This is a genomic window from Pseudomonas sp. AM4(2022) (assembly GCF_036346515.1).
GTDB lineage: Bacteria > Pseudomonadota > Gammaproteobacteria > Pseudomonadales > Pseudomonadaceae > Aquipseudomonas > Aquipseudomonas paracarnis.
The window spans coordinates 1-18,196 of record NZ_JAOTNW010000039.1; the positions used below are offsets into that span (position 1 = coordinate 1).

Consider the following 18,196-nt stretch of genomic DNA (forward strand, 5'->3'; position numbering starts at 1 on the left):
TGCCCATAACCCGGCGGGCAACCTGCTGATGCAAGACCGCCCCGGCCCGGACATCGTCGCCGGCAATCGCCTGATGATCCAAGGCGACCGCCATTACGACTACGACGCCTTCGGCAACCTGATCCGCGAACGGCGCGGTAAGGGCCATCAACTCGTCACCGAATACCGCTACGACTGCCAGCATCGGTTGGTCGGGGTTACAACGCCCAACGGCCAAACCGCCCGCTATCGCTATGACCCATTTGGACGGCGTATCAGCAAAACCGTGGACGGCAAGACCACCGAATTTTTCTGGCAAGGCGACAAGCTGATAGCCGAACACCATGCAGAGCGCCATCGCAGCTATCTCTACGAACCCGACAGCTTCCGCCCATTGGCACTCTTGGAAGGTTTCGGCCCGAAAGAAACCAATCCCTACCACTACCAACTCGACCACCTCGGCACCCCGCAAGAACTCACCGACACCGAAGGCGAGATCGCCTGGTCCGCCCACTACCGCGCCTACGGCCAGATCGCCCGGCTCGACGTGGGCAAAATCGACAACCCGCTGCGCTTTCAAGGTCAATACTTCGATCAGGAAAGCGGACTGCACTACAACCGCCATCGCTACTATAATCCGGATATTGGTCGTTATCTGACACCTGACCCGGTGAAGTTGGCGGGTGGGATCAATGGGTACCGGTATGTACCCAACCCTACGGGGTGGGTGGATCAGCTAGGCTTAAGTACGTGTCCAGGTGCAGATGGATGTAAGCCACATCAACATACTGAAACCTCCCACGGCCAGGCAAAGGTAGATGAGGGGGCTCCCTCGCTCCCCAGCTCAGATAAAAAAAGAGAATATCTATTTCGCGGGGATTTAAGAGAGCCAGATGAAATTTTTGAAAGCGGTTTTGAAAGTAGAGGAGCCAGCACAGACCTTTTCCTGCACACGTTGAATAATGCCAGCCCTCCCAGCAATTTCGTCCCTACTTCGACCTCAAGGAAACAAGCCTTGGTATTCGCTTCAAATTTTGGCTTCGAGGAAGGCTTTCTTTACACCCTAAGAAAAATCCCTGGAATAGACGTAAATAAAACGTTGGGCACACGTTCCAAACATAGAAACGAGGTAGAAATCGCAATCCCTGGACGAATAGATACCAAGGATATTTTAGGTGCATCGCCAGTCAACGAAGACGGTACCTTCAAGGGATACACGATATTGAACCCTAATAGGAAATACCCATGAAATCGCGTGAAATCACCATCATTAAAAACGGTATACGTGACAGCGCAGTGATCGAATACGAAGGAGGCAAGCCCACCCTTTATCTTTCGCTAAGCAATGGGACAAAAAAAACCTATACAGCGATGGATTTATACGACTGCTTCGGTGTATTGAGAGCGGATATGAAAGACACCGTTTTTCTTTGCAAAGGCGCAAAAATTAACGTTCATACATCAGGTATGTCCTCACATATGTCGAATGGTCTTATTGCTTACGAGCTAACACTGGGGCGACCAGATGGGGAAGTTGTACATATATTCGCTCACGAGGAAAACGATCTCACCAGTGATATACAACAGCAGCATGATTTCTGCCAGCGATGGGCTGAATCGGCGCAGGTCTAGCGGATGCCCCGTGGCAACTAACCTCCTTTGCCACAGGGCTAAACGACGCCTTTAAATCCCCGCCACCGCCAAATCCATCGCAAAATACGTAAATATCAAATCCGCCCCCGCCCGCTTGATCGACCCCAACGTCTCGCGCACCACACGGTCCTCATCAATCGCCCCGGCCTGTGCGCCGAATTTGATCATCGCGTACTCACCGCTCACCTGGTACGCCGCCACCGGCAGGCGCGAGGCTTCGCGGATGTCGCGGATGATGTCGAGGTAGGCACCGGCTGGCTTGACCATCAACGCGTCGGCGCCTTCCTGTTCGTCCAGCAGGGATTCGCGCACGGCTTCGCGGCGGTTCATCGGGTTCATCTGGTAGCTTTTGCGGTCGCCCTTGAGCGCGCTGCCGCCGGCTTCGCGGAAGGGGCCGTAGAGGGCCGAGGCGAATTTGGTGGAGTAGGCCATGATCGGGATGTGGGTGAAGCCGGCGTCATCCAGGGCGCGGCGGATGGCCTGGACCTGGCCGTCCATCGCCGCTGAAGGGGCGATCACGTCGGCGCCGGCACGGGCGGCGGCCACGGCTTGTTTGCCGAGGTTAACCAGGGTCGCGTCGTTGTCGACATGGGCACCGTGCATCACACCGCAGTGGCCGTGGTCGGTGTATTCGCAGAAGCAGGTGTCGGACATCACGATCATTTCCGGCACAGCGTCCTTGATGATCGAGGACATGCGCGAAACCAGGCCGCGTTCTTTCCACGTGTCGCTGCCGCTGGCGTCGAGGTGGTGAGACACACCGAAGGTCATCACCGACTTGATGCCGGCGCGGGCGTAACGCTCGATCTCACCGGCGAGTTTTTTCTCAGGAATGCGCAACACACCCGGCATGCTGGTGATGGGCACGAAGTCGTCGATTTCTTCTTCGACAAAAATCGGCAGTACCAGGTCGTTGAGGGTGAACTCACTTTCCTGGAACAGGCCACGCAGCTCCGGGGAGCGGCGCAGGCGACGTGGGCGGGCTTGGGGGAACTGGCTGGTCATGGCAATCCTGAAAAATGGCTGAACACTTTGGGGCGAAAGCTTATGCCCCCAAGTCCCGGCAACACAAATGCCGAGGGGCCAATAGTGTATTGCCGGGTGCGTAACAATTCATTGATCTACAGCTGTAGACGCCCTTCGATGCACAACGCTACAGCGCCCCCCACCCAGATTTCATCGCCCTGGCGCTCGATATAAATACGCCCCGCTCGCCCAATCGCCGTGCCTTGGCTGACCACGTAACGGCTGGGCGCCAGGCCCTCGGCGAGCAGCCATTGGGCCACGCCGGCATTCAAGCTGCCGGTGGCCGGGTCTTCGGCGGCGCCATCGCCAGCGACAAAAGCGCGCACTTCAAATTGCGCGTCCACCGCATCACGCGTGGGATCACAGGGGGCGATCACCCCTACTGCCAGACCCAGCAGTTGCGCATAGTCCGGTTGCAACGCAAGCACTGCGTCACGATCAGCCAGCATCAGCGCCAGCCAACCCGCACCATTGTCGACCCACTGGCTGCGCACAATCGCCTCGGGCGCCAGCTTCAATGCCAGGCGCACGCGCTCCAGCAACGGCGCCTCCACGGGACCTGCACGCAACAATGGCGGCGCGATAAACGCCAGTTGGTCACCTTGGCGACGAATACGCACCAAGCCGATTTCGCACTCCTGGATAATCTCCTCCCCACGTGGCACGCCGCCGGCCTGCAACCAGGCATGGCAACTGCCCAAGGTCGGATGCCCGGCGAACGGCAGCTCTTTGAGGGTGGTGAAGATTCTTACCCGATAGTCAGCACGTGGATCGCGCGGCGTCAGTAAAAATGTGGTTTCGCTGAGGTTGGTCCAATTGGCAAAGTCCGCCATCTGCTGGTCGGTGAAGCTATCGGCCCCCAGCACCACGGCCAAGGGGTTGCCTTTGAGCGGCACGCTGCTGAATACATCCAGTTGTTGAAAATCGAAAGTCGGCATGCTTCAGCTCGGAATGTTCAGGCCACGGATCACCGCCGGACGTGCGACAAAGCCGTCCAACGCGCGCAGTACGTTAGGGAAATCGGTAATGCCTACCGCGTCACCGGACTCGTAGAACCCGATCAGGTTGCGAACCCAAGGAAAGGTCGCAATGTCGGCGATGCTGTACTCGTCACCCATGATCCAGGTTCGGCCCAGCAGGCGCTTTTCCAGCACGCCCAGCAAGCGCCGCGATTCGGCGGCGTAGCGATCACGCGGGCGCTTGTCTTCATACGCCTTGCCGGCGAATTTATTGAAGAACCCCAGTTGGCCAAACATCGGGCCAATGCCGCCCATCTGGAACATCAACCATTGCAGGGTTTCATAGCGCGTGGCCGGGTCTTCGGAGAGCAACTGGCTGGTCTTTTCCGCCAGGTAAATGAGGATCGCGCCGGATTCGAACAGCGCCAGCGGCTGGCCACTTGGGCCGTTGGGGTCGATGATCGCGGGGATCTTGTTGTTGGGGTTCAGGGACAGGAACTCGGGAGACAACTGGTCCTGGGTGTCGAAGCTGACCTTGTGCGCCTCGTAAGGCAGGCCCAGTTCTTCGAGCATGATCGACACCTTGACGCCGTTGGGCGTGGGTAGCGAATACAGCTGCAGGCGTTCCGGGTGCTGGGCGGGCCATTTGCTGTTGATCGGGAAAGCGGCGAGTGCGTTCATCGAGAACCCCCTGGACGGAAAGCCCCATCATAGTCATCTGCCTGCCGTCGTGCATGGGTCATCGTTGCGCAACATTTGCCGGCTAGTATCCCGCGTGGGCGAACCAAAGCGCCCGAATGCACTCTTAAGAGCGCCCGAAGAATGAATGGAGGCTGCTTGCTATATCGACAGGGAACACCGCAGGACGCTGACGCGTCACTGGAGCCGGGCTTGTCCGCCTTAACCCGACGCACGAAGACTCGAACCTATCATGAAGATCAAGCCTCTGCGCCTTGTGCCACAACTCAAACGTTATTCCTACATGGTATTGCCGCTGCTGCTGGTCAGCGCTGCCATCGTCACCGCCCTGGACGCCCGTGAAAGCCGTGCGCAACCGGTCGATGGCGTGCAAACCCTGGTATTCCTGCGCCACGGCGAAAAACCGGCCGGTGGCCTGGGCCAACTCAATTGCCAGGGCCTGAACCGCGCCATGAACCTGGCAACCCTGTTGCCGGAAAAATTCGGCAAAGCCAACTATGTGTTCGCTGCCAACCCGACGCGCAACGTCGAGGAAGGCGAACTGGATAACTCCTACAGCTACATTCGCCCACTGATCACCATCAGCCCCAGCGCGATCAAGCTCGGCCTGCCGGTGAATATCGAGTTCTCCGCGAATGACACCAGTGCCCTGGCCGAAGAGCTGGTCGAGGACAAGTACCGCAACGCGACCATCTACACCGCCTGGTCCCATGGTTACTTGCCGGAACTGATCAACAAAGTCGCCAGCGAAGCAGCCGGCGAAAAACACACCATTACCGATGATTGGTCTGGAAATGACTACGACTCCCTGTACGTGCTGACATTGACCTGGCACAACGGCAAGGCCTCGCTGCTCAGCCGCAACTACAAGCAAGGGCTGAATAACGGAGGGGAAAACTGCCCTGACCCGACCCAGGTCAGCGCAGATATCTGAAGCTTGGGCCGCAGGGGCGTATGATGCCGGGCTATCGACTCACCTGCGGATCATCTCCATGTCCAACCTCGCTTCCACCCAGCCCAACCGCGGCTGGGCGTTCTGGTGCAAACCTGCGCTGTTTCTCTTGGTGGCCTGCATCGGCCTCTACTATGTGAAGTGGTCGCCCTACTACCTCAAGGCGTTTGTAGCGGCCGACAACCACAGCATTGGCGCCTCGATTCTCAATGACCAGCAAAGCTCGCCCCTGGCGGCGGCGCTGGCCTATGCCCAGGTGTATTTCCTGGCCATCTGGAAAGCCGCCGTACTGGCAGTGATCCTCGGTTCATTGCTGCAGGTATTGATCCCCCGCGACTGGCTGCTACGCCTGTTTGGCCGCGCCGGGCTGGGCTCGACCCTGCGCGGTGGGCTGTTCGCCCTGCCGGGGATGATGTGCAGCTGCTGCGCGGCCCCGGTGGCGGCGGGCATGCGCCGCCAGCAGGTGTCGGTCGGCGCGGCGCTGGCGTTCTGGATTGCCAACCCGGTATTGAACCCGGCCACCCTGGTGTTCATGGGCTTTGTGCTGGGCTGGGGTTTCACCGCGCTGCGCCTGGTGGCGGGGATTGTGCTGGTGGTAGGCGTGTCCCTGGTGGCACAGCGTATTGCGCGCCCGGACCAAGTGCCGGAAGCCGCGCTGGAGGCCGTTGCCGACGTCAGCACGGTGGAGTCGCAACCGTTCCTGAGCCGCTGGTTACGCACGCTGTGGCAGCTGTTCTGGAGCACTATCCCGGTGTATATCCTGGCGGTGCTGATCCTCGGCGCGGCGCGGGTGTGGCTGTTCCCTCATGTGGACGGGGCGATGGCCGACAGCCTGGTGTGGCTGGTGCCGCTGGCGATTGTGGGCACGCTGTTTGTGATTCCGACAGCGGCAGAGATTCCCATCGTACAAACCATGATGGCCCTGGGCATGGGCACCGGCCCGGCCGTGGCCTTGCTGATGACCCTGCCGAGCGTGAGCCTGCCGTCGTTGTTGATGCTGCGCAAGGATTTCGACGCGCGGGTGCTGGTAACGGTGGCCGGGTTGACCATGCTGGTGGGGGTGGTGTGTGGGTTGATTGGGGCGGTGATTCTTTAGATTTTCAGTGGGGCCGATGGCCTCATCGCAGGCAAGCCAGCTCCCACCTTTGTATATATTCACACTTCAAAAGGTGGGAGCTGGCTTGCCTGCGATGGCGTCCGAAAGGTCACCCCACCCGGGCCGCCCGCTCACGCAAATACTCCACCACCGCCCCCTGCTCCCCGGCAAACTCGATACGCGCGCCCTTGCTCTCGCGCTGGAACGCATACATCGGGTCGTAATACTCGCGCAGCAAACCTTCAATCCATACCCGATGCAGCTCCACTGCGCCGCTGCGTGCCTGTTCGGCCAGAGCATCCTGCAACACCGCCTGCAACCGTTGGAAACGCTCGCCGCCCAGGCGCTTGTGAATATTGGCCAGGCTCTGGGTCAGGCGCTCGGCAAATAATCGCTGGCCGGTTTCCCCAAACACGTCAATGAACTCGGCGCACAGGTCCACTACGTAATCCTTCAGGATGCGCTCGACACGGCCCTCGACGCTGTCTTCCAGCCACACCATCGGAAACGTCTGCATGCCCTTGTGCAATGGCAGCGGCAGCGCACAGCTGCCGATCATGCGGCTCTCGTCCTCGACCACAAACTGCTCGGTACCACCTGCGCGCTTCTTCAGCAAATCCACCGCCAGGCGATTTTCGAAGTCGATATTGGAGGGTTGCGCCGTGGCGCGCTTGCCGAAGCTGGAACCGCGATGGTTGGCGTGCCCTTCCAAATCCAGGGCATTGCACAGTTGGCCGAGCACTTCGGTCTTGCCGGTGCCGGTCATGCCGCCCAGCAGTACGAAATCACACTGGGCAGTCGCCTGCTCCAGGGTCTCCAGCAGGAAGGTGCGCATGGCCTTGTAGCCACCGCCGACGCGGGGGTATTCGATGCCCGCTTCGGTTTTCAACCATTGCTGCACGATCTGTGAACGCAGGCCGCCCCGAAAGCAGTACAGGTAGCCATTGGGGTTAGCCTGGGCAAACTGCGCCCACTGTTCGATGCGCTCGGCCTTGATTGCCCCCGACACCAGTTCATGCCCCAGCACGATCGCCGCTTGCTGGCCTTGCTGCTTGTAACAGGTGCCGACCCTCTGGCGCTCATCGTCGGTCATCAGCGGCAGGTTGATCACCCCGGGGAACGCGCCCTTGGTGAACTCGACCGGCGCGCGGGTATCCATCATCGGGCGGTCGTTGAGGAAAATGTCGCGGTAATCGGTGATATCCGTTGCCATCAAATCACCTCAACCGCGTTGGTCTGTCGCTCCAGCAGCTCACCGATAGGCTCAAGGGCCAGGCCCAGCTCGGCAGCCACGGCGTGGAACTCGGCATCACCTTGCGGGGTAACGGCGATCAGCAGGCCACCGCTGGTCTGGGGGTCGCACAGCACGCGCTTGTGCAGCTCCTGCACACGCCCGAGCTTGCTGGCGTAGCTGTCGAAGTTGCGCAAAGTACCGCCCGGTACGCAGCCCTGGTCCAGGTAGTACTCAACCCCTGGCAGGCGTGGGACTTTCGCATATTCAATGCGGGCCGTCAGGCCACTGCCGTCAGCCATTTCCACCAGGTGGCCGAGCAGACCGAAACCGGTAACGTCTGTCATCGCAGTGACACCGGCCAACTTGCCGAAACGGCTGCCCGGTTTGTTGAGGGTGCACATCCAGTCACGGGCCAGGCCGACGTCGGCCTCGCGCAACTTGCCCTTCTTTTCGGCGGTGGTGAGGATACCGATGCCCAAAGGCTTGGTCAGGTACAACTTGCAGCCGGCAGTGGCAGTGTCGTTGCGCTTCATGTGGCGCTTTTGCACGATCCCGGTAACGGCCAGGCCAAAGATCGGCTCCGGGGCGTCAATGGAATGCCCGCCCGCAAGCGGGATGCCAGCCGCGTCGCACACCGCCCGACCGCCGCGAATCACTTCGCGGGCAATCTCCGGCGCCAACACATTGACCGGCCAGCCGAGAATGGCGATGGCCATCAAGGGATCGCCGCCCATGGCGTAGATGTCGCTGATGGCATTGGTGGCGGCGATGCGGCCGAAGTCGAACGGGTCGTCCACAATCGGCATGAAAAAGTCCGTGGTAGACACCACGCCGCGCTCGTCGTCGATGGCGTATACCGCCGCATCGTCGCGGGAGGCATTGCCCACCCACAGGTTGGGGTCGAGGTTCTGTGCACCGCTGCCCGCAAGGATCACTTCCAGGACCTGGGGCGAAATCTTGCAACCGCAACCCGCACCGTGGCTGTACTGGGTAAGGCGAATCGGCTCGTTCATGGGGGACCTCAAGCTATCAAGTGGGCCGATTCTAGCAGACAGCAAAAGGCCGGCTGGGCTCTTGTGAGCACAGCCGGCCTGTTTGTTCAGCGGTTACTGGCGCGCAGCGAGCAAACGTGCGTGCCGGTTACGCCGGGCGATGTTCAAGCATTCGATCGCCGCCGAGAAGGCCATGGCCGCATACACGTAGCCTTTCGGCACGTGGGCGCCGAAACCTTCGGCGATCAGCGTCATGCCGATCATGATCAAGAAGCCCAGGGCCAGCATCACCACGGTCGGGTTGTCGTTGATGAACTTGGCCAACGGTTCAGCGGCCACCAGCATCACGATCACCGAGACCACCACGGCAATGATCATGATCGGCAAGTGCTCGGTCATGCCCACGGCGGTGATGATGCTGTCGATGGAGAACACCAGGTCGAGCATCAGGATCTGGCCAATGGCAGCGGCAAAGCCGATGGTCACGGTGTTGCTGACGGTTGCCTTCTCTTCAGGCTCCGGGTCCATGCTGTGATGGATCTCGGTGGTTGCCTTCCACACCAGGAACAGGCCGCCGGCGATCAGGATCATGTCCTTCCACGAGAACGCCTGGCCGAACACTTCGAACACCGGTGTCGTCAATTGCACGATGAATGCGATGGTGCTCAACAGGCCCAGGCGCAATATCAACGCCATGCTGATACCAATGCGCCGCGCCTTGGCCCGGTGCTTCTGCGGCAATTTGTTGGTAAGGATCGAGATAAAGATCAGGTTATCGATGCCCAGCACGATTTCCATGACGATCAAGGTAGCCAGTGCGACCCAGGCGGTGGGGCTGGCGGCCAGTTGTAAAAGGTAATCCATAGGTCAGTCCTGACGTGGTAGTGCTGGGGAATTAGGTTTCTTTGGTGTCGGCTTCAGCGGCGTTTTCGGCGTCTTTTTCCTGCTTCTCAGGGCTAATCAAGCCCTGGGTTGCTTCACTCAATGCCTGCTCGGCGGCCTTGTGGGTGTCGTCGATGGCCTGCTTGGCCGACTCGGTGGCTTTGCCCAACACCTGTTGAGCGCTTTTCTCGACTTGATCACAACCGCTGACCACTATCAATGAAAGCGCAAGCAACGACGCCGCGCCCAGGGAATTGAGTTTCATGATGTCTTCCTCGTTAGAACCATTGGGTCCAAGTAGTGGCCCCTCGATAGCGAGGCATTCTATGCAGGCGAACAGTTCAGTAAAATTCGTATTTTTCTCGCGTATACTTCGATTTTCACGAAGTGTAGGCGACCATGCTCAATTATCGACAGCTGCATTACTTCTGGGTGGTGGCCAAGACCGGCAGCATCGTGCGCGCCTGTGAGCAATTGAACCTCACGCCGCAGACCATCAGCGGGCAGATCAGCCTGTTGGAGCAGACCTTCGGTATTGCCCTGTTTCAGCGGGTCGGGCGCCAGCTTGAACTGACCGAAGCCGGGCGTCAGGCGCTGCCCTACGCCGAGCAGATGTTCCAGACCGGCAATGAACTGGAGGCGATGCTGCGCGCCCAGCCTGGCGAGCAGCAGATCCCGTTCCGCGTTGGGGTGGCGGATGTGGTGCCCAAATCCATCGTGTACCGGTTGATCGCGCCGACCATGGAGTTGAGCGAACCGATACGCATCACCTGCCGTGAAGACAAACTCGAACGTTTACTGGCCGACCTGGCGATCCAGCGCCTGGACCTGGTGATTTCCGACAGCCCCATGCCCACGCACTTGGACATCAAGGGCTACAGCCAGAAGCTGGGAGAATGCGGCATCAGTTTTTTCGCCACCCAGGCGTTGGCTGACCAGCATGGGGGTGATTTCCCACAGTGTTTGCAGGGCGCACCGCTGCTGATCCCGGGCGCTGAGACCGTAGTGCGCAGCCGTTTGCAGCGCTGGTTTGCCGAACAGCAGATTCAACCCCGCATCATCGGCGAGTTCGACGACAGCGCTTTGATGCAGGCGTTTGGGCAGTCGGGCAGCGGGATCTTTATCGCGCCCAGCGTGATCGCCGACGAGGTGGTGCGCCAATACGGCGTAGCGCTGATCGGCCAGACCGATGCAGTGACCGAGTCGTTTTATGCGATCTCAGTGGAGCGCAAGGTCAAGCACCCCGGCATTGTGGCAATTACCGAGGGTGCCCGGCGGGAGTTGTTTACCGCCCTGCCCTGATCGCTCAGGCATTGAGCGCCGTGGGTTTGGCGGTCATCAGCCACAGTGCGAGCAGGATCGACACCAGGATAAACCCCGAAGCGGCAAACCCCAGGCTGCCCAGGCCCAGGGTGTCGATGACATGCCCGCCCACCATCGCGCCCAGGCCGATGCCGAGGTTGGCGCCGGCGATATTCAGCGACGCGGCAAACGCCGGCGCATGGGGCGCGGCCTTCATCAAGCGCACATGGCTGACCAGAAACATCGCCGCCTGGGTCACGCCCCACACCGCCATCGCCGCGGCCAGGCCGATGGGCGAGTGAATAGCCGGCACCACCGCCACCATGCCCGCGATCATGAACCCGCAGAACACCATGGACGCAATCAACGGATGACGATCCACGGCACGTCCGCCCAGGGAGTTGCCGATCAGCCCGACCGCGCCAAAGCCCATCAGGCACCAGCCCACCAACGTGCCGTCGAAGCCGGCCAGGCGCTCAAGGATATCTGCCAGGTAGGTATAGGCGGTGAACATGCCACTGAACACCAGGATCGACAGCAGGATATGCCCCTGCATCACGGGGCTGCGCAGGATCTTGAATTGCGAGCGCAACGTGGCCTGCTGGTGCTTGGCCGGGGTAACCGGCAGGTAGAGATACAGCAGCAACGCCTTGGCCAGGGCAATCACCGCGAGCACGGCAAACGCGATGCGCCAGCCGAACATATCGGAAATCAGCGTGCCCACCGGAATACCAAATACGGTGGCGCAAACAATGCCAAAGCCGATTTTTTCAATCGCACGCCCGGCGAACTCAGGGCCGACAATGTCTACCGCCGTTTCGCTGGCCAGGGCCCAGAACACGGGCAAGCCGAGGGCTGGAATCAAACGGGCCACGGCCATCACCCAAATGTTCGGCGCCAATGCCGCCACGGTATTGGCCGCTGCAAACATGATCAGGATGCTGATAAACAGACGCTTGCGTGGGAAGCGCGCGCAGTAGGCGGTGAGGAACGGGCCGAACGCTGCCACGGTGAACGCGAAGAGCGTCACCAGCAGCCCGGCCTGGGACACGCTGACGTTCAGGTCCCGAGCAATCGACGGCAACAGGCCGACGATGACGAACTCTGTGGTCAGCACGGTAAAACCGGCGGCTGACAGCAGCAGGATAGGAAACAACATGAAAACTCCACAAACAACGACATCAACGACAGCCCGAAGGGCCCGCTGACGGAGAGGAAAGATGAGAGGGACGAATCTTAACAGAACATGTCTGGATTTGAGCAAGCCCGACTGAAACGGGTGACGGAATGCCGCAGCAAACGAGACGCGTACTACAGCATGCTAGACTTCGCGCCTACTTCCTACAGTACTTTCTGCCTGCAATGCTGTGCCCTACTAAAAAAACTAGAGACAACTCTTTATGACTGCTGCCCCTTCCCTGTTGCAACGTTTAACGCGCGTCAGCCTGGTCACCCAAATTGTCATCGGCCTGATTGCCGGGATCGTGTTGGCCTTGCTGTTCCCCGAGGCCGCGCGCGCCACCGGTTTTATCGGCAAGGTATTTGTCACGGCGCTGAAGGCTGTCGCGCCGATCCTGGTGTTTGTGCTGGTCATGGCCTCGATTGCCAACCATAAGCATGGCCAGGAAACCCATATCCGCCCAATCCTGTTCCTGTACCTGCTCGGCACCTTTTCCGCCGCCGTAGTTGCCGTGGTCGCCAGCATGTTGTTCCCGTCTGCCTTGGTACTGGTCACCCATGACGCCACGGTAAGCGCGCCCGGCGGTATCGGCGAGGTGCTGCAAAGCCTGCTGCTCAGTGTGGTAGATAATCCGGTCAGTGCACTGATGAACGCCAACTTCATCGGCATCCTGGCCTGGGCCATTGGCATGGGTATCGCCATTCGCCATGCCGGTGAAACCACCCGTACGGTATTGGACGACTTGTCCAACGGCGTCACCCTGATCGTGCGCGTGGTCATCCGCTTCGCCCCGCTGGGCATCTTTGGCCTGGTGGCCTCCACCCTGGCCACCTCGGGTTTCGGCGCCCTGCTCGGCTATGCCCACCTGCTGGTCGTGTTGATCGGCTGCATGTTGTTCGTGGCGCTGGTGATCAACCCGGCCATCGTGTTCTGGAAACTGCGTCGCAACCCTTACCCGCTGGTGCTGATGTGCCTGCGCGAAAGCGGCATCACCGCGTTTTTCACTCGCAGCTCAGCGGCGAATATTCCAGTGAACCTGGCACTGAGCAAACGCCTGGGTCTGCATGAAGACACCTACTCGGTGTCGATCCCGCTTGGTGCCACCATCAACATGGCCGGCGCCGCAATCACCATCACCGTGCTCACCCTGGCGGCTGTGCACACCCTCGGGATTGCCGTGGACCTGCCAACCGCCGTGCTGCTCAGCGTGGTCGCGGCCATTTGCGCCTGTGGGGCTTCCGGCGTGGCGGGCGGCTCGCTGCTGCTGATTCCGCTGGCGTGCAGCCTGTTTGGTATTCCAAGTGAAATCGCCATGCAGGTTGTCGCCGTTGGTTTCATCATCGGCGTACTGCAGGATTCGGCCGAAACGGCACTCAACTCATCTACCGATGTGTTGTTTACTGCGGCGGCGTGCCTGGGTAAAGAAGATCAGACCGCCTGAATGAGCAAAAGAAAAGCCCGAGCCGTTCACTCAGAACCGACTCGGGCGTTTTCGATGACGGCTGAATATCTATCAAGATGGCGAAGTGGCCGCAGTGAATCCCTGAAGGGGCATCCCGTATCGCTCGTTTGTTTGCGGATTGAATCGGTACCACTTACCGGTAACGGTATCTAACTGAGCCATGATCTTCGTCGCATCCTCGCCCGGAGAAGTGCCCACCGTTACATTTTTCGGTTTATGCTTAAAAACCCTGTCAACACTACGGTTAGCCGCAATGATCTTCCAGCCAAGGCTTCCTTTGCCAAGGATCGACGAGAACGTTGTCAGCCCCCTTGTGCCAATGGCTGCCCCGCCCGCAAATGGGTTGGCAGCGCTGATAAGCGCCCGCCCCAGCCTGCCTGTAACCCCCCCACGCCCTAGCTGCCCACCGACCTTCGCGATCTTTGAAATTTTGCCGACCGCGCCTGCACCTGCGACAACAAAACCAAATACGTCAAATGCCAGGAAAGTGAGCCCTTCACCGATTCTCCCCTGCTGAAAACTGTGAAGTGCCGACGCGCCCGGTATCAGTGCACGGGTCACCGCCTGGATTTTTTCGAATTCAGTCACTTCAGTGTCGAACGTGGTGACACCTCTGGCCGCGTTGACCACCGTTTCACGTTCGTCGGCCCTGAAAAAATGGCGTGTGACTGCGTCTGCTATATGCTGCGTTCGCTGCGAATTGAAGGCTTGAGTAGGAGATGAAGTTTGAAGCTTTGATTCTCGCTCTTTACGTTCTGCCGAATCATTGGCATTAATTTCACTGATTTTGGTGTTGGATCGAACTCTGACCTTGGGTTTATTCGTCGCAACGGGGCTCCACTCACCTTGCAACCCGGTCTTCAGCCCCTCCGCTAAATCTGCGCGATGCTGCAGCCCGCCCGTCGCGGGATTGAATTCGTAAATCCGTTTCTTGCCTTTATGCAGCGTCTCAAGAAATACAGAGCTACTTTTAACCTCTTCAGTCTCTGAAGTATCGTATTGAACCCTATAACCTGCCGATGTAATTGTTTGGGTGACCTTTTCCTCCCCGTAGATTTTCAACACCCCGTGCTGCAGTGCCTCACGATCCTCCTCAGGCAGCAAAGACATCTGATGTTTAACATTCACGCTCATGGCGTCTTTAAATCCGTCGAAATACTCCACAACCTGCGATTCAAACGCTTCGTTTAAAGATCCCATTTTGTGAACGTCAGCCGCAATTTTTTCAAATGGAACGGCGGGATCATTGGAAAACCATCTGACATGTTGCTGCGGGGCCGAATAGATATCCAATATCGAATAGGGACCTTTTAAATCGCGGTGATTCTCGGTTGGATAGATTGTTTTTTTCTCGAAGTCTATTTTCCCATAGGTTGCCTCGGGAAAACGGGCTCTCAATATACTCAGCCCTAATTCCGAGCGACTATGTAATATCGTGCGTTGCGCTTCTGAAGCAGTTGTCAATAACTCGAAGCGCTCGTTGGCGAGGACGCCGGCACGTTCAATTTCTTCATCCGTATAATTGTTATCCTCCCGTTTTTCGATGGCCCCATCTGCCACTGCCCAATGAATCAACCCCTCTCGCGCCGCCAACGCTTCCACTTGTATCCCGGCAGCATCTATGGGCCTCACGTCGTCTTTGAGCAACTGCTCATACGTTTTAGTCGCCGCCAGACCTGGAGCGCGCATCTCAGCTTTGGCAACGACCGATTTCAAACTGACCCAACCCGGTGAGCCGTAAGTCACATGATCCGGGACATCTTTGACCAGTAATTCCGGAGCGTGGTGCGACAACAGCAGATAGGCCGCAACAGGAGCGTTACCGCCGCATGACTTGCTCAGATGATCAGTTAGCCCTTTCAGAACAAATGACAGCGGTTTTCCCCAGTTCTCGCGCGCCGACAGATCAAACCCAGCCACCTTGTTCTTTTCGCCCGGTTTCCACAACGCATCCTGATTGAGGCCTATCTGGAGAGCCGAAAGTGCCCAATCTTCAACACTGCCGCCCCCCTCGAATTTGTCGCGCAAGGCTTCGCCCAAGGAATGCGCAGCCGGGCTTTGCAAAAGCCTCAAGATCGCTTGTCGGGGATCTTTCAACTCTGCTTCGGACCATTGGATGGTTTGCGTAAGATACCCGAACGCGTTTTGGCTCAATTTCAACTGATCGAATTCAGGCAGCTCCATCGCGTTATAGGAAACAGCATCGTAGATCGCCTGCTGTTGGGTCGTATCGAGCGGCGTTGGCCACGCTAGCCCCCCGCCAAAATCCTGCTGCGATTGTGGGTACTGAAGTTGTTGTAAACTGTTGCCCATTTCCATTATCTCGGCTTTATTAACCGGATGCTTCCAGCCATTGGCCGTCATGAACTGCAAAAGGTTCACGTGTCGTCCGGCCATGGGTTGGTTATCCAGGTGGAAACCCGAGTCAGGGTCAAGCTTGATCAGTTGGGATTGCAGGTAAGATTGAAATCCGGCATCACGATCATAGGGAGGCCGGTAACTGCTTAGCATGCTGGGATCGTGGCGACGCCAGGATTCTTGCTGATCCAGATAACCGTCTACTCCCACAAGAGCTTTGATCAGGCCAGCGTTGAAGGATTGCAGATCGCGTCTATCGGCAAGTTGTTGCTTTTGCGACATCAGGGTTTCTTCAGAACGCGCCTGACCAACGCCCGACGTCGCAAATGCGTTGTTTTCTTGCAACTCCCGAGCTCGTTTTCGATCTTCGGTTGAATCGTTATGTATCGTCTCTCCGTAAAACTGTGCGATCAACTTGAGGGGTACACTTTCGGCGCGCACGGCTGAGTAGCTTATCCCATCGGGAGCATAGGCTTTCAATGCGGCCATAACTGGCCCTGCGTATAGCGCCCACTGAGGGTGGTCTTTTAAAGTAAGTCGGGCTATCGCTCCATTTTTTTTATTAACGCTCAGCGTCCCGTCAGAGGCGATCTCCATGGTGGTCGGGTCAAAACCCATAGACTTCAGCATATATATAAGGTTCGGGTCTTCAAGTGTATTACGCAACTGTGTACGCCATTGGCCGAGAGACGACGTGTCTGGAATACTCGGAATAATAGTGTGCTCATCACGAGTCCGATCCTCTAGGGCGTCTGCATAGCGGGCGGCCAATTCACTGTCAGCTTGAGCACGGTCAGAGGTTGATAGAACCGCTTCGTTACCGGAAGCCTCTCGACGGGTCCGGCTCGTCGCAAGCGAGCTTGAAGACGAATCCTGGCTGACGGACGTATTGCGTGTGGATTCGAAATAAGCGTTATGGGCTGTCGACGTTAACGCAGAGGAGGAAAGCTGCATTTAGTTTGTGGTCTCCAGGTTCTTCGGTTGAAGGTTTAATAGGTACTCCTGAGTGAGATTTACTGAATATTGGTTGCATCAAGATATGTAACGAAGCATTGGCGAGTAGAATATCCTGCAAAAAAAAACCGAGGCCGTTCATTTCAGAACACGCCCCGGTTTTTTATTGAAGCGTGAGTTTAGAACGCGCCCATGTAATCGCGCTTGCCCACTTCCACACCGTTATGACGCAGCAGCGCATAAGTGGTGGTGACGTGGAAGAAGAACTGCGGCAGGCCGTAGGTCAGCAGGTAGGACTGGCCGCTGAAGCGCTTCTCTTTCGGGGTGCCGGGGCGGGTGACGATCTCGATGCCTTCCTTGCCGTCGATCTGCTCGGGCTTGATGGTGTCGACAAAGGCCAGGACCTTGGCGATCAGCGCTTGCAGGTCGGCAAAAGTGACTTCGCTGTCTTCGTACTTCGGTACTTCGATCTCGGCCAGGCGTGCTGACACACCTTTGGCGAAGTCCACGGCGATCTGCACCTGGCGCACCAACGGGAACATGTCCGGGAACAGGCGCGCTTGCAACAAGGCATTGGGATCGATGTTCTTGGCGCTGGCGTGGGCTTCGGCTTTGTTCAGCACATCGCTGAGGGCGTTGAGCATTTGCTTGAAGACCGGGATGGAGGCGGCGTACAGGGAAATAGTCATGACAGTCTCACGGTAATGGCGGGGTTGGAACCAGCCGCGATTATAGCCATGCCTGGCGCTTGTCTTTTATTTTTTCAAGCTTAGGCTAAGGGGCTTCACTGCATAGGGAAAGCGCGATGACCGCCGAGCACGACACCGACACCCCTGAGCCGCGCCTGAACAGCACGGAAATCCGCGTCCTGGGCTGCCTGATCGAAAAACAGGCGACCAACCCGGAAACCTACCCCCTCACCCTCAACGCCTTGGTGCTGGCCTGCAACCAGAAGACCAGCCGCGAGCCGGTGATGAACCTCAGCCAAGGCCAGGTCGGCCAGAGCCTGCGCGCGCTCGAAGGCCAAGGCTTCACGCGCCTGGTGATGGGGAGCCGCGCCGACCGCTGGGAGCACCGTGTGGACAAGGCCCTGGAACTGGTGCCGGCCCAGGTGATCCTGACCGGGCTGCTGTTCCTGCGGGGGCCGCAGACCGTCAACGAGTTGCTCACCCGCAGCGGGCGTATGCATGACTTTGAGGATGCCGAACAGGTTGTGCATCAGCTCGATCGCCTGATTGCACGGGGGTTGGCGCTGCTGGTGCCGCGTCAGGCGGGGCAGCGTGAAGACCGATACACCCATGCGCTGGGGGACCCAGCGGAGATCGAGGCGATTATGACCGCACGGGGGAATCCAGTAGAGCGAAGCGCGGGGGCTGTTTCGGTGGAGCGCATTGAAGAGCTGGAAGCGCGGATTGCCGCACTGGAAGGACGGCTGGCGCAGCTGGAACAGGGATAACGCAGATAAACA

The 18,196-nt window shown here is 58.5% G+C and carries 17 protein-coding genes; 7 read left to right on the top strand and 10 right to left on the bottom strand.

Annotation, left to right across the window (positions count from 1 at the left end):
* Both ODQ19_RS27440 and ODQ19_RS27445 read left to right on the top strand, forming a co-directional pair.
* Nucleotides 1-1,228: RHS repeat-associated core domain-containing protein (locus tag ODQ19_RS27440; RefSeq protein ID WP_330211768.1), on the top strand; the 1,228-nt coding region annotated here is incomplete at its 5' end.
* Nucleotides 1,225-1,611, top strand: a complete 387-nt coding sequence (locus ODQ19_RS27445; RefSeq protein WP_116667355.1) for a hypothetical protein — start codon at nt 1,225-1,227, stop codon at nt 1,609-1,611. The genes ODQ19_RS27440 and ODQ19_RS27445, both read left to right, overlap by 4 nt.
* Before the next feature lie 51 nt (nt 1,612-1,662).
* Here ODQ19_RS27445 and hemB read toward each other — a convergent pair whose 3' ends face one another.
* The 3 genes from hemB to ODQ19_RS27460 all read right to left on the bottom strand — a co-directional run bounded on the left by hemB (nt 1,663) and on the right by ODQ19_RS27460 (nt 4,298).
* Nucleotides 1,663-2,637: a porphobilinogen synthase gene (gene hemB, locus ODQ19_RS27450; protein WP_019817510.1), complete on the bottom strand. Its 975-nt coding sequence runs from the start codon at nt 2,635-2,637 to the stop codon at nt 1,663-1,665.
* 116 nt (nt 2,638-2,753) lie between these two features.
* Entirely contained in the window at nt 2,754-3,596 is an 843-nt protein-coding gene (locus ODQ19_RS27455) for a PhzF family phenazine biosynthesis protein (protein ID WP_116667353.1), read from the bottom strand.
* A 3-nt stretch (nt 3,597-3,599) separates the two neighbouring features.
* Complete coding sequence (locus ODQ19_RS27460) at nt 3,600-4,298, bottom strand: glutathione S-transferase N-terminal domain-containing protein (protein WP_330211769.1); 699 nt, start codon at nt 4,296-4,298, stop codon at nt 3,600-3,602.
* 250 nt (nt 4,299-4,548) lie between these two features.
* Here ODQ19_RS27460 and ODQ19_RS27465 point away from each other — a divergent pair, with 250 nt between their 5' ends.
* Both ODQ19_RS27465 and ODQ19_RS27470 read left to right on the top strand, forming a co-directional pair.
* Nucleotides 4,549-5,250, top strand: a complete 702-nt coding sequence (locus ODQ19_RS27465; RefSeq protein WP_034125794.1) for a hypothetical protein — start codon at nt 4,549-4,551, stop codon at nt 5,248-5,250.
* A gap of 58 nt (nt 5,251-5,308) precedes the next feature.
* Complete coding sequence (locus ODQ19_RS27470; RefSeq protein ID WP_032903692.1) at nt 5,309-6,364, top strand: permease; 1,056 nt, start codon at nt 5,309-5,311, stop codon at nt 6,362-6,364.
* Between the two features lie 109 nt (nt 6,365-6,473).
* Here the strand turns inward: ODQ19_RS27470 and mnmH are convergent, their stop codons facing one another.
* From mnmH to ODQ19_RS27490, 4 genes are all read right to left on the bottom strand, one after another.
* Nucleotides 6,474-7,577, bottom strand: coding sequence for a tRNA 2-selenouridine(34) synthase MnmH (gene mnmH, locus ODQ19_RS27475; RefSeq protein ID WP_330211770.1), 1,104 nt, complete (start codon nt 7,575-7,577; stop codon nt 6,474-6,476).
* Nucleotides 7,577-8,611 carry a selenide, water dikinase SelD gene (gene selD, locus ODQ19_RS27480; protein ID WP_330211771.1) on the bottom strand — a complete coding sequence of 345 codons (1,035 nt, stop codon included), beginning with the start codon at nt 8,609-8,611 and terminating at the stop codon, nt 7,577-7,579. The genes mnmH and selD overlap by 1 nt, the downstream gene beginning before the upstream one ends.
* Nucleotides 8,612-8,704: 93 nt before the next feature.
* Nucleotides 8,705-9,454, bottom strand: a complete 750-nt coding sequence (locus tag ODQ19_RS27485; RefSeq protein ID WP_116667349.1) for a TerC family protein — start codon at nt 9,452-9,454, stop codon at nt 8,705-8,707.
* Between the two features lie 31 nt (nt 9,455-9,485).
* The gene (locus tag ODQ19_RS27490) at nt 9,486-9,737 is read right to left on the bottom strand and encodes a hypothetical protein (protein ID WP_330211772.1); all 252 of its coding nucleotides are present in this window, start codon (nt 9,735-9,737) and stop codon (nt 9,486-9,488) included.
* Nucleotides 9,738-9,871: 134 nt separating this feature from the next.
* Here ODQ19_RS27490 and nhaR point away from each other — a divergent pair, with 134 nt between their 5' ends.
* On the top strand, nt 9,872-10,774 hold the full coding sequence (gene nhaR, locus ODQ19_RS27495; RefSeq protein WP_330211773.1) for a transcriptional activator NhaR: 903 nt from the start codon (nt 9,872-9,874) through the stop codon (nt 10,772-10,774).
* A 4-nt stretch (nt 10,775-10,778) separates the two neighbouring features.
* On the opposite strand, the gene ODQ19_RS27500 is transcribed toward nhaR, so the two are convergent.
* Nucleotides 10,779-11,933 carry an MFS transporter gene (locus ODQ19_RS27500; protein ID WP_330211774.1) on the bottom strand — a complete coding sequence of 385 codons (1,155 nt, stop codon included), beginning with the start codon at nt 11,931-11,933 and terminating at the stop codon, nt 10,779-10,781.
* 241 nt (nt 11,934-12,174) lie between these two features.
* Here ODQ19_RS27500 and sstT point away from each other — a divergent pair, with 241 nt between their 5' ends.
* Nucleotides 12,175-13,395 carry a serine/threonine transporter SstT gene (gene sstT / locus ODQ19_RS27505; RefSeq protein WP_330211775.1) on the top strand — a complete coding sequence of 407 codons (1,221 nt, stop codon included), beginning with the start codon at nt 12,175-12,177 and terminating at the stop codon, nt 13,393-13,395.
* Between the two features lie 72 nt (nt 13,396-13,467).
* On the opposite strand, the gene ODQ19_RS27510 is transcribed toward sstT, so the two are convergent.
* Nucleotides 13,468-16,728 (bottom strand): hypothetical protein, encoded by a 3,261-nt coding sequence (locus ODQ19_RS27510; protein ID WP_330211776.1) that lies wholly within the window; start codon nt 16,726-16,728, stop codon nt 13,468-13,470.
* A 179-nt stretch (nt 16,729-16,907) separates the two neighbouring features.
* The gene (locus ODQ19_RS27515) at nt 16,908-17,417 is read right to left on the bottom strand and encodes a DUF1993 domain-containing protein (protein ID WP_330211777.1); all 510 of its coding nucleotides are present in this window, start codon (nt 17,415-17,417) and stop codon (nt 16,908-16,910) included.
* 116 nt (nt 17,418-17,533) lie between these two features.
* Here ODQ19_RS27515 and ODQ19_RS27520 point away from each other — a divergent pair, with 116 nt between their 5' ends.
* On the top strand, nt 17,534-18,184 hold the full coding sequence (locus tag ODQ19_RS27520; RefSeq protein WP_330211778.1) for a YceH family protein: 651 nt from the start codon (nt 17,534-17,536) through the stop codon (nt 18,182-18,184).
* Nucleotides 18,185-18,196: the final 12 nt, after the last annotated feature.